The following is a 12764-nucleotide window of genomic DNA, read 5'->3' on the forward strand; positions in this document are numbered from 1 at the left end:
TGAAAGCTTATTTTTTAGGGTATTACTAATGTTTCTTTAATGTCCCAATTGGCTCGTACATCAAGTTCTTTAGGGAATTGAATCACCTTTTCTGGTTGGCGCTTTTGTAAATAACTACCTGTGTCCCATTTTTTATTACCATTACTATCTTCAATAATGCGAACAAAATATTTATTTGGATCCATCTGAGAAAACTCAATTTCACTAGGTTCTTTTATGTAAACATAATCGTACACTTTTTCATCTTTTGTCAATAATTCAAAAATAATGGGGTAACTCACGTTGCCAGAAAGTGTAAAAGTTATCGTTCCAAAATCGCTGTATTTGCCTGTTGTGAAAACCTGTTTGATTTCACTTTTCAATGATGCATCATAAAAATCAATAATACTATTGGGTTGTAAAACAAAGGTGTATTTTTCATTCTCTTTTTTATCAAACTGAATTTTAACTAAGTTATTAATGCTATCAATTTGTGTTGAAAAAGGAATTTGAATAGAATCTTTTCCATAAAAACGAATAAGCTCTTTATTGATGTTTTTTAAAGGCGTATTTGTGGTAAAAGCCAAAGTGTCTCTAAAACTAAAGTTTCCGTTTTTTGTAAACTTAATGTTTAAAGTATCAATTGTTTTGATGGTTCTATGTGTTACTGATTGTGTTTTTTCATAAGCACCTTCTTTAAAGGAAAATTGTAACGAATCATATTTTTCTAAAGGGGTAAATACAAAAATAGAGTCCTTCTCTGGAACTTTAATAAAAGCAGTAGGTATAGGCTTGTTATTAGCAGAAACGTTTACTTTAAGTTTTTTTACATCGCCTTCATAAGGTACTAACCACTTGTTTTGGCTCACCATTGTTGGTCGGTATGCATTAGGTGATTTTTCTTCTTTAAATAGTTTTAAATTGAAAGTGCTATCTGTTGGGATTGTGATTTTTTGAGGATAAAAGCCAATTTTATCACTTTTAGGATCAAATTTATAGTTGCTTGATTTTTCTTGCAAAGCAATTAAATAAAAGTCTCCCTTTTTTAAATTTTCAAAAGAAGCATTGTTTAAACTATCTAACGATGTTGTTATGTACAACGGTTTTTTCTTGTAAATGGTAGAATCAGTAAAACCTTCGGCTTCATACAACATTACATTTACTCGGCCCAATTTTTCTTTACTATAACTATCTTCAAAAGTTGTTGCCAATTTTAAAGAATCAATATAATCACCAGTAGAGAAAACGTATTTAAAACCAGTGTAAGGATTGCCTTCGTTGTTATCTTGAATGCTTTCGCCAAAATTAAAACTGTAAGTTGTATTCGGTTTTAAGGTGTCAAAAATCTTAATTTTAATAAATTTACTAGGATAACCCATTGGGATAATCTCGGGCTGCGTTTCCATAGGAGGCGAAATTATCAATTGTTGATTTACCTTGTTGAGTTTGATGTACTCATCAAAATTAATTTGAATGGTTTTAGCATTAAAATGAGTGCTGAAATTTTCAGGCGAACTTGATAAAATGATTGGCGGTAATGAGTCTTGCGGACCACCATTTATGGTGCCTCTTTTAGCACAGTTGGTAAACAACAATAAAGTTAATACAGCAAAAAAACTAACGTATCTTAAAAATTTCATCAACTTACTTTTACAATGCAAAGTAACTATTTTTATTTTAATTTATTAACAGGTATATGCCATAGTTAATATACTAATTTTATGAGGACTGTTTTTAAGAATGCAATTGCCGGCCATTTCAAGAGTAGAACCAGTTGTCATTACATCATCAATCAGTAAAATATTAGTCGTATTTATGTCTTTGTATTTTGGATTGATGTGAAAATTTTGTTCTTTATAAGCACGGTCAATAATGTTTTTGTGCGTTTGGGTACTTGTTTTTTTCTTCTTAATTAAAAAATCTTTGTAATAAGGTATGTTCAATTCTTTGCTTAAGTACTTTGCAAAACCATCAAGTTGGTTATAACCTCTTTTCCTTTCTTTAGAACTATGTAAAGGAATAGGAACAATGCAATTAGCCCAATTAAAAAGATCGTGATGTTGCAAGCTTTGCAAGGTAAGAACGCCTATAAATTCAGAAATACTCTTTTGTTTTTTGTATTTTAAATTATGAAGTAGTTTTTGTACAATTTCATTTTCAGAATAGTAAAAAGTAGCCAAACAATACTCCGTTAAAAGTTTCCCATAAAACCTTCTTTTCATTTCGGTATCGTTACCAATAGGTTTTGGTATAAAGTTTAAAGCAAACAAACAATCTTCGCACAAAACATTTTCTTGTTTTAGCAAAGGTGCATCGCATCCATAACACAAATTAGGGTAAAATAATTGAAATACGTTCTTAATCCACTGCATATAAACCACAACTTTATGTACCTTTGCGTTAATTTACAAAAAAAAGGGCATCGTTGTTCATTTTAAATAATAATTTTTTAACTAAAGCAATTTAAAAGTTTGCAGTTATGGCAAAGCAAGAAGATATTTTTAAAAATGTTATTTCACACGCAAAAGAATACGGATACATTTTTCCGTCGAGTGAAATTTATGATGGTTTAAGTGCTGTTTACGATTATGCACAAAATGGTGTAGAGTTAAAGAAAAATATTCGAGAATATTGGTGGAAAGCAATGGTGCAAATGCACGAAAATATTGTAGGAATTGATTCTTCTATTTTCATGCATCCAACCACATGGAAAGCTTCTGGGCACGTTGATGCTTTTAACGATCCATTGATTGATAATAAAGATTCTAAGAAAAGATATAGAGCCGACGTTTTAATTGAAGATTATTGCGAAAAATTGTGGCAAAAAGCGCAAAAAGAAATCGAAAAAGCAAAAGGACGTTTTGGAGATGCTTTTAACGAGCAGGAATTTATCACAACCAATCCGCGTGTTGTAGAATATCTTTCAAAAAAGAAAGAAATCTTAGAACGTATGGCTCGTGGTTTGGATACTGGTGATTTGGCTGATGTTAAATTACTGATTGAAGAATTAGGTATTGCTGATCCTGATACAGGTTCTAAAAACTGGACCGATGTACGTCAGTTCAACTTAATGTTTGGTACTAAATTAGGAGCTTCTGCCGATTCTGCTATGGATTTGTATTTACGTCCTGAAACAGCGCAAGGTATTTTTGTTAACTTCTTAAACGTTCAAAAAACGGGTCGTATGAAAATTCCTTTCGGAATTGCACAAACGGGTAAAGCATTCCGTAATGAAATTGTGGCGCGTCAGTTTATTTTCCGTATGCGTGAGTTTGAGCAAATGGAAATGCAATTTTTTGTAAAACCAGGCGAAGAAATGAAATATTACGAGTATTGGAAAACCACTCGTTTAAATTGGCATTTATCGTTAGGTTTAGGAAAAGAAAATTATCGTTTTCACGATCACGAGAAATTAGCACATTATGCAAATGCAGCAGCTGATATCGAGTTTAATTTCCCATTTGGATTTAAAGAATTAGAAGGGATTCACTCAAGAACCGATTTCGATTTAAAAGCACATGAACAACATTCGGGTAAAAAACTACAGTTTTTTGATAACGAAACCAATTCATCGTATGTTCCTTATGTAGTAGAAACATCGGTAGGTTTAGATCGTATGTTTTTAGCCGTTTTCTCAAACTCTTTAAAAGAAGAAACATTAGAAGACGGATCAACCAGAACCGTATTGCAATTACCATCAGTATTAGCGCCTACAAAAGCGGCTATTTTGCCATTGGTTAAGAAAGATGGTTTACCAGAAGTTGCTAAAGAAATTATGGACGATTTAAAGTGGGATTTCAATGTAGCTTATGATGAAAAAGATGCGGTTGGGCGTCGTTATCGCCGTCAAGATGCGTTGGGTACTCCATTCTGCATCACCGTTGATCATCAAACATTAGAAGATAAAACAGTTACCATTCGTTATAGAGACACCATGCAACAAGACCGTGTTGCTATTTCTGAGTTAAGAAATATTATTAACAATGAAGTTTCAATGCGTAATTGGTTAATGAAGATGTAATGATATAAAATATTGAATGTTAAAAGGTTGAGCGAAAGTTCAGCCTTTTTTTGTTTTTTTGCAACCATTTGTACTACTACTTTTGTGTACTTTATTGGTAACTATGTTTTATGTTTTGCGTAAAAGATGTTGGTTTTAACACAGAAAGTTGTTCAATATATATGTTTAAGTTGATAAACTTATCTAGTAAAGTTGTCAACTTTAGTATCAATGTTGTGTAACATATAGGTCTAAGTTTATAAACATGTGTGTCTAGGTTTATAAACATATGTATCTAAGTTTGTAAACATACATATATAAGTTTATAAGCATATGTATCTATGTTGTTCAATATATGAGTTAAAGTTGCACATCATATGCGTACATGATGCACCATAAAAAAGAATTTTTTAAGAAGATTTCTTTTTCTCTGATTGATATAAGTGCCACACATTTACCTGTTCTTTTCTGCCTTTGGTAACCATTTTGGTATAAAAGTTTGCTTTGCGCTTTGCTTTTTTATCAAGTGTTTTGTTAAGTTGGTTCAAAAGTTTAATCCAATACTTAGCTTTGCTGTAGGGTAGTCCTAAAGCGGCTCTACTTTTTGTGCCAAGTAGTACTTCATTATACCCTAAATTGGTTTTTTGTACAAACCATTTCATAAAAGTGTTTTTTGTAAACTGCACCTTTAAGGGTTCTTGATACAAAGCATAAGCAAGCGCTTTAGAATCATCGTCAATACCTTTTTGGGTTTTGCTCCATAAATACAAACTATAAGCAGCATCTTCAGCGGTATCAGGCAATAATTCTATAGGTATACCTAGCAAGTACCCCACGTATTTCCATAAATGTAAGGTACCTTTGGTTTCTTCTTGGGTAGGAGCAAGCTGTAGTTTAGCTAATCCATCCATAAAGGCAATAGAAAAACCTAAATTGGTTGCTACCATATCCCAAATGTTAATAGGTTTGCCCCATAAGTTTTCATCCCATTGTGTTGTTTTTTCGATGGATATTCTAGAAAACGAGTGTATAATGCGCGTTAGTAAAACACTTACAAGTCCATTTTTAGTCGGTTTCAATCCATCAATTTCGGTCACATACATCCAAAAGTCTACCGTATCAGCCAAACGTTTAACAGCCCCTTTTTTTAAAGCTTCGGTAAAAATTAAAGGCTTGTTAATGGCCGATGATTCATAACCACCCATTAAACAGTAGTTACGTAAGACCGATAATGCTGATGTACCACAACGATTACAATAAGCTGCGCCTGCATTAATAACATCAAACTGCACCCAATTAGGTACATTGGTAAACATGGCAAACAAGGTAATGGTTTCTTTACTTAATGTGTTGGCATTTTGTGGGTAATTATGATAGTGTGTCATTAGCAACTGTATGCCTTTTTGTAAACCATTTGGTAGTAGGTATTCTGTAGCAACGGCATCGCCTAAGGTGTCTACTTCAAAATAATAAGGTATCCATTGGTTGCTATCAGCAATGTTTGGTTGGGTAGGCAAGAGGTGAGGTAGTAAATTGTTGGGTTGTTTTTCCCAATAACTAGTAAATGCGTTGTTGGCGTTTTGTATGTGACGTGCTGGAATGTTCATGTATCTAAGGTACAAAAAAAGTCGACTTGAATTCCAAGTCGACTTTCATCATTAACAATAAAAAAATGATTAACTAAAATTAAAATAAATCTATAATGATGGATGGGCAAAATCCAATAATTAAATTAATAACAATAGCGGTAATTGCCACTACAGTGTACATATGGTTTTGCGGATATACCGTTTTGGCATCGCTTGTTTTATATGTAAACATGGTAATAATTACCTTAAAGTAATAGTAAATACTAATAATTGATGTTATAACAGCTATAATAACCATTACATAGTAGCCTTGGTTTAATGCTTCTGTAAACAAGAACAATTTACCAAAGAACCCTGCAAGTATAGGTATACCTGCCATAGATAATAAAGCTAATGATAAGGTTACTGCCAATACTGGTTTGTGTTTTGCAAAACCGCGGAAGTGCATAATTAACTCTTCTTGTTTGTCTTGGCACACATACAGTATTACACTAAACGCAGCTATACCAGAAATAGCATAAGCAAGCATGTAGTAAAACAAATGTGCTTCAGCATTTTTACCTAATAAAATAGCCATTAACATAAAACCAGCATGTGATATACCAGAGTAAGCCATTAAACGTTTAATATTGTTTTGTTTTAATGCCATTACGTTACCTACAATTAGGGTAATAACAATTAAAAAGGCAATTAGGTTGCTAAAGTTAGCTGGCATTGATGGGAAGAATACCAAGCTTATTTTGTAGAATGCACCAACAGCAGCCACCTTTGCAAGGGTACTCATGGTAGTTGTTGTAAGCAATGGTGCGCCTTGGTATACATCAGGAGCCCAAAAGTGGAAAGGAAATGCTGCTATCTTAAACAACAAACCTACCAATAGCATTACAAACCCAACCATAAACCATTTTGGCATGGCCAACTGTGTGCTTGCTAATACAATTTGATCGATATCAAACGATGCTGTTGCGCCGTAGATTAAAGCAATACCGAATAAGATGAATCCTGATGCGAATGATCCCATAAGGAAATACTTCATACCCGATTCGTTACTTTTGATATTGGTTCTATCACTACCTGCTAAAACATATAAGGTAATTGATAAGATTTCTAAGCCCATAAAGAACATTACCATGTTACCAAAAGATACCATGCAATAGGCGCCAATTAGTAAAAAGATCTTTAATGAGGTATAGTCTGATATTTTGTCGTAGTGTTCTTTATAAAAAGCTTGTCCTAAAGCTACAATAAAGTAGGTTAGTACAATAAACAAGGCATTAAAAAGTACGGTTGTTTTGTTTACAACAATCATGTTGTTGTAGAAAGATTGTGTAGTGTCTAAATCAAGCCAATTCAATCCAAAAGCAACCATTAAACCAATTAAAGTTAACGGAACAATGCCTTTTCTTAGGTTAATAATTTCTAAGACTAATATAAGAACTGCTAATGAAGCTAAAGCTATTAATGTACTCATAGTTTAAATTTTCTCTGTTCTTTATTAAATGAATAAATCGGTTAATAATTTAGGATAGATACCCAAACCAATTAAAACCACACATATAATTCCTAAAACTACATACTCTTTTGTAGTTACTTCAGAAAACACTTTGGTTGAAGGCGTGCCTAACACTGCATTTTGAAACATCTTTAACATGTAGTAAGCTCCAAGAATGATGGATGTACCTGCAAACAAAGCATATAAAAGCTCTTTTTCTGATAAAGCAAACAATAAAGTGAACTCACCAATGAATCCAAATGTTCCTGGTAAACCAATAGATGCAAACAAAATGATTAAGAAGAACGTAGTAAACTTAGGAGCTTGTGAACGAATACCGCCCATGTCTTTAATCATATACGTATCGTATCGGTTGTGAATAATATCAGCTAAGTAAAACAAACCAACCACAACAAACCCGTGTGCTACCATTTGTATAATAGCACCTTGGTAACCTGTAGCGTTGCCAATATAAGCACCCGCAGCAATTAAACCAACGTGTGCCATTGATGAATACGCTAATAAACGCTTTAAGTTATCAGAACGTAATGCAATTAACGACGCATATATAATGCCAATAATACACAATACAATAATGGTATTCATAATACTTTGCGATACATTACCTGCAATAGGCATTTGCCAACGTAAGATAGAGTAAACTCCCATTTTTAACATGATACCCGAAAGTAACATAGTGCCAATAGTTGGTGCTTTTTCGTACGTATTTGCCTGCCAAGTATGTAAAGGAAACACGGGTATTTTAATACCATACGCCAAAAAGAAAGCTAAGAAAATATAGTTAGCCTCTTTGGTTGTAAGCATAGCTTTAGATAAATCGGCCCAAGCAAAGCTTCCTGTTTTAGTATATAAGTACGCAAAGGCAGCTAACATAAACAACGAGCCAGCAAAAGTGTAAATAAAGAAGGTAATCATCACACGTTTACGCACTATCCATTCGTCGCTTCCCCATAACAATCCAATAAAGAAAATAGGTAATAAAGCCAACTCCCAGAAAATATAGTATACCAAACCATCTTGTGCTAAGAAAGTTCCTGCCATAGCAAACGCCATAAACAACACCAAAGCATATAATTGATTCGCTTTTGAATACAACGTATTGAACGATGCTAATATAATAATAGGCAAAAGCAACGTAGTTAATAACAACATGGTTAAACTTAAACCATCAACCACAAACGATAATGATATGTTTGGGTTCGAAATCCATTGCTGTACAAAAGAAATATTGCTTCCGTTTAAGTAATCAAACGTTAAAATTAAAGCAATAACAGCGTTAATTAAACTGGTTACTAAAGCAATTTTGCCAGCGTTTTTAGCATTAGATGCCAATGTAGCACCAGCTCCTAAAATATAAATAAGTAAAATAATAATACAATTCATCGCCATAAGTTTAGTAACACATAAATAAATAATACAACAAGCCACAAACACCAATTACAAAGGCAAATAAATACAAGCCAATGTTACCGTTTTGTGCTTTTTTACCTTGATAAGATAGTTCTGATGGAATACGACCAAAAGAAAGAACAACACCATTTATTAAGGCATCAATCTGATTTTTAAAGAACGATCCAAAGAAGTTTAATGGCTGTATAATTAAAAATTGATAGATATCGTCTAAATAATATTTGTTTACAAACAATTTTTGTAAACCTGATACATTGTTATCGTTAACAGGTACTTGTTTGTTTTTAATGTATTTTGCGTATGCTATGAATAAACCAATTAAGGCACCTACAACAGCTAAGCCCATTAACATATATTCGGTAGTACCTAATGTATGAGGATGCGATGCTGCGTTGTTCTTAATTACTGGTTTTAAAAACTCGTTTAACCAACTGTTACCAGGAATGCTAATAATACCACCAACTGCTGCTAAAACAGCTAAAATAATTAATGGTAATGTCATAGCACTTGGACTCTCGTGTAAATGACTCTCTTGTTCTTTAGTGCCTCTAAATTTATTGAAGAAGGTTAAGAACAACAATCTAAACATATAAAAAGCTGTTAAGATAGATGCTAAACTTGCAACAACCCATAATACAATATTGTTATGGAAAGCAGTTAATAAGATTTCATCTTTAGAAAAGAAACCTGATAACGGCGGAAAGCCTGAAATAGCTAAGGTTGATATGAAAAACGTTAAGTATGTTATTTTCATGTGCGATTTTAAACCACCCATGTGTCGCATATCTTGTTCGCCACCAATTGCGTGAATAACAGATCCTGAACCTAAGAATAAACAAGCTTTAAAGAACGCGTGTGTTATTACATGAAAAACAGCTATTTCATATGCGCCTAAACCTAATGCTAAAAACATTAAACCTAATTGCGATACGGTTGAATATGCTAATACTTTTTTAATATCGTTTTGTACCAAAGCAATGGTTGCTGCCATAAGCGCTGTAACAGCACCTATTACTGCAATAATGTGTTGTACATTTGGAGTTAAATCGAACAAAAAGTTTAAACGGGTAATCATAAAGATACCTGCAGTAACCATGGTAGCCGCGTGAATTAAAGCCGATACAGGTGTTGGTCCTGCCATTGCGTCTGGTAACCAAGTGTACAATGGTAATTGCGCACTTTTACCTGTTGCCGCAATAAAGAACGCCATAGTAGCAATACCTAAAGTAGGCGCTAAATAACTTTGCTCTTGTAAGGCTACAAAATCTAAGGTGTGGAATAAATAACCTGTAACAAAAATACCAATTAAGAAACCTAAATCACCAATACGGTTCATAATAAAGGCTTTCTTAGCTGCATTGTTATAATCTTGATTTTTATACCAGAACCCAATTAATAAGTACGAGCATAATCCTACACCTTCCCAACCAATAAACATCATGGCTAAGTTGCTTCCTGTTACTAAAATCAACATAAAGAAAACAAAGAAGTTTAGGTAGGTAAAGAATTTTGAGAAATTCTCATCATCGTGCATGTAGCTTGTTGAGTACAAGTGTATCAACGTACCAATACCTGTTATAAACAACAACCATAATGCAGCTAATTGATCAAAGTAAAATCCAAAATCAACTGAAAAATAAGTGAATTTCATCCATTCAAATAAAACCACTTTAACAGGCTCTAGCGAACCTTGTATGTAGGCAAAAAAGATACATGATGTTACAAACGATGCTGCAATAGCTAACGTTGCAATAGCACCCGATACTTTTTTGCTTAAGTGTTTGCCCCAAAATCCGTTGATTAATGTACCAACTAAAGGGAAAATCAGCGTAAGTAATAATATAGTTGTGCTCATGCTATCCTTTTAAATTTTTAAGTTTATCAATATCAATTGATCCAATGTTTCTGTAAATGGCTACTAAAATGGCTAAACCAATAGCAACTTCGGCAGCGGCAACAGCCATTGTAAAGAATACAAATACTTGCCCGTTGGCATCTTCGTGATATGTTGAAAAAGCAACCAATAATAAGTTAGCTGCGTTTAGCATAATTTCAATCGACATAAACATAACAATAGCGTTTCTGCGATATAAAATACCAAATGCACCAATACTAAAAAGAATAATACTTAAGTAAATGTATTGGTCTATGCCTATTTGTTGTAAAACATGTTCCATACTATGCTGTTTTTTTATCTTTTTTAGAAATTAATACAGCTCCAATCATAGCCATTAGTAGTAATACCGCTGCCATTTCAAAAGGAACTACAAATTCGTTTAACAATACTTTTCCTAATACTTGAATTGATTGGAAATCTACACCTGTATCTGCGTAGGTTTCTAATGCCGGTGCTGTTTGTGCTAAAGCACTTACCAAGAAGAAACCAATTAAGCAAAAACAAACCGTTGCAATGATTTTGGTAACCACAGGTTTTGATATTTCATCGCTTATGTTCAAGTTCATTAACATGATGGTAAACAACATTAAAATCATAATAGCACCCGAATACACAATAATGTGTACCATGGCTAAAAATTGCGAATTTAATAAAGCATAATGTCCTGCAATGCTAAAGAAACATACCACTAACCAAATAGCACTATGTATTGGGTTTTTAGAAAGAATGGTTAAGAACGCGCTTCCTAAAGTAACTGCCGAAAGAATATAAAATAAAATCTCTACCATTTTTATTCTGATTTTGCAGTGTTACGTATTGCTTGTTCTAAAGGCATTACCAATTGTTCTTTACCAAAAATAAAATGCTCACGAGAAGTATCTGCTTTTACTATTTTTTTTGATGTTGTTAGATAGATGGCTTGTTTAGGACAAGCTTCTTCGCACAAACCACAGTAAATACAACGCAACATATTAATTTCATATATTTCGGCGTATTTTTCTTCGCGGTACAAATGTTTTTCTTCAGGTGTACGTTCTGCCGCTTTCATAGTAATGGCTTCTGCAGGACAAGACAACGCACATAAACCACAAGCGGTACAACGTTCTCTACCTTCTTCATCGCGCATTAACATATGTTGTCCGCGATATACAGGACTAAACGGACGCGTTTCTTCAGGATAACTAATGGTAACTTTCTTTTTAAACATATGTTTTAAAGTAGTTGCCATACCACCAGCAATAGCACCAATGTACAAGCGCTCGCCTAAGGTCATTTCTTTATTAGAAACCTGCTTCTTTCTACCTGATAAGGATGTATTTTGAATAGACATAATTTCTATTTTTTATCGATTTAATAATAACACTACCGCAGTAACTACAATATTTAAAATAGCTAAAGGGATTAATGTTTTCCAACCTAAATTCATTAATTGATCGTAACGGAAACGAGGAATCGTCCAACGAACCCACATATACAAGAAAATGAAGAAACAAATTTTAATAAACAATACGGCAATACCAATAATGTTTGCAGTGTTTTCTCCCCAATTTTCTGCAGCCCATGTCATTCCAGGGTAATTGTAAGCTCCTAAATATAGAACTGCTAATAAAGTAGATGAAATGAACATAGCAGCATATTCAGCGAATAAGAAGAATCCCATACGCATTGATGAATACTCTGTGTGGTAACCACCAATTAACTCTTGTTCACATTCTGCTAAATCAAACGGCGTTCTATTGGTTTCTGCGAATGAACATATTAAGAAAATAAAGAATCCTAAAGGTTGATAGAAAATATTCCAATGCATTTCATGTTGCCCAGCCGCAATATCGCTTAAGCTCATAGAACTGTGCATCATTAAAATAGCTACAATAGACAATCCCATAGCAATTTCATAAGAAATCATCTGAGAAGCTACACGCATGGCACTAATTAAGGAATATTTGTTGTTTGATGCCCAGCCACCAATCATAATACCGTAAACACTTACCGAAAGTACAGCGAAAACATACAACATAGCTACGTTAATATCCGCAGCTTGTAAGATTACTTTTCTACCTGCAATTTCTAATGTTTTGCCCCACGGAATAACCGCTGAGGTCATTAACGCCATGGTCATAGAAATGAATGGTCCTAATACAAACAAAAAAGTGTTTGGTGTGTTAGGCATGAATTCTTCTTTAGCAAAAAGTTTTAAACCATCGGCTAAAGGTTGTAACATACCACCTGGTCCTGCACGGTTTGGACCTCTGCGATCCTGTATCCATGCAGCAATTTTACGCTCGGCTAATGTACAGTACATGGCAAAAAGCATCGTAATAGCAAATACTGCTACAATAATGATGCTTTTTTCTATAATGATTGCTTCTTCCATAA

At 33.6% G+C, this 12764-nt stretch carries 11 protein-coding genes; 1 reads left to right on the forward strand and 10 read right to left on the reverse strand.

Features of this window, described 5'->3' with window-relative positions; all coding sequences use genetic code 11:
• Positions 1–14 precede the first annotated feature (14 nt).
• Positions 15–1619, reverse strand: coding sequence for an Ig-like domain-containing protein (locus H1R17_RS05745; protein WP_163431972.1), 1605 nt, complete (start codon positions 1617–1619; stop codon positions 15–17).
• Between the two features lie 45 nt (positions 1620–1664).
• Positions 1665–2351 (reverse strand): ComF family protein, encoded by a 687-nt coding sequence (locus H1R17_RS05750; RefSeq protein WP_163431973.1) that lies wholly within the window; start codon positions 2349–2351, stop codon positions 1665–1667.
• Between the two features lie 107 nt (positions 2352–2458).
• Here H1R17_RS05750 and H1R17_RS05755 point away from each other — a divergent pair, with 107 nt between their 5' ends.
• Positions 2459–4000, forward strand: a complete 1542-nt coding sequence (locus H1R17_RS05755) for a glycine--tRNA ligase (RefSeq protein ID WP_163431974.1) — start codon at positions 2459–2461, stop codon at positions 3998–4000.
• Positions 4001–4389: 389 nt separating this feature from the next.
• Here the strand turns inward: H1R17_RS05755 and H1R17_RS05760 are convergent, their stop codons facing one another.
• The 8 genes from H1R17_RS05760 to nuoH form a co-directional block, all read right to left on the reverse strand.
• Positions 4390–5586, reverse strand: a complete 1197-nt coding sequence (locus tag H1R17_RS05760) for an oxygenase MpaB family protein (protein WP_163431975.1) — start codon at positions 5584–5586, stop codon at positions 4390–4392.
• A 79-nt stretch (positions 5587–5665) separates the two neighbouring features.
• A complete protein-coding gene (locus H1R17_RS05765; protein ID WP_163431976.1) occupies positions 5666–7039 on the reverse strand; it encodes an NADH-quinone oxidoreductase subunit N in 1374 nt (457 codons plus the stop codon).
• Positions 7040–7063: 24 nt separating this feature from the next.
• The gene (locus H1R17_RS05770) at positions 7064–8464 is read right to left on the reverse strand and encodes a NuoM family protein (RefSeq protein ID WP_163431978.1); all 1401 of its coding nucleotides are present in this window, start codon (positions 8462–8464) and stop codon (positions 7064–7066) included.
• A gap of 10 nt (positions 8465–8474) precedes the next feature.
• Entirely contained in the window at positions 8475–10346 is a 1872-nt protein-coding gene (gene nuoL, locus H1R17_RS05775; RefSeq protein ID WP_163431980.1) for an NADH-quinone oxidoreductase subunit L, read from the reverse strand.
• 1 nt (position 10347) lies between these two features.
• Positions 10348–10668, reverse strand: a complete 321-nt coding sequence (gene nuoK, locus H1R17_RS05780; RefSeq protein ID WP_163431982.1) for an NADH-quinone oxidoreductase subunit NuoK — start codon at positions 10666–10668, stop codon at positions 10348–10350.
• A 1-nt stretch (position 10669) separates the two neighbouring features.
• Positions 10670–11176, reverse strand: a complete 507-nt coding sequence (locus H1R17_RS05785; protein WP_163431983.1) for an NADH-quinone oxidoreductase subunit J — start codon at positions 11174–11176, stop codon at positions 10670–10672.
• A gap of 2 nt (positions 11177–11178) precedes the next feature.
• The gene (locus tag H1R17_RS05790; RefSeq protein ID WP_163431984.1) at positions 11179–11718 is read right to left on the reverse strand and encodes an NADH-quinone oxidoreductase subunit I; all 540 of its coding nucleotides are present in this window, start codon (positions 11716–11718) and stop codon (positions 11179–11181) included.
• Positions 11719–11730: 12 nt separating this feature from the next.
• Positions 11731–12762: an NADH-quinone oxidoreductase subunit NuoH gene (gene nuoH / locus H1R17_RS05795; RefSeq protein ID WP_163431985.1), complete on the reverse strand. Its 1032-nt coding sequence runs from the start codon at positions 12760–12762 to the stop codon at positions 11731–11733.
• Positions 12763–12764: the final 2 nt, after the last annotated feature.

The sequence above is a fragment of the Flavobacterium sp. xlx-214 genome, assembly GCF_013874595.1.
Lineage (GTDB): Bacteria > Bacteroidota > Bacteroidia > Flavobacteriales > Flavobacteriaceae > Flavobacterium.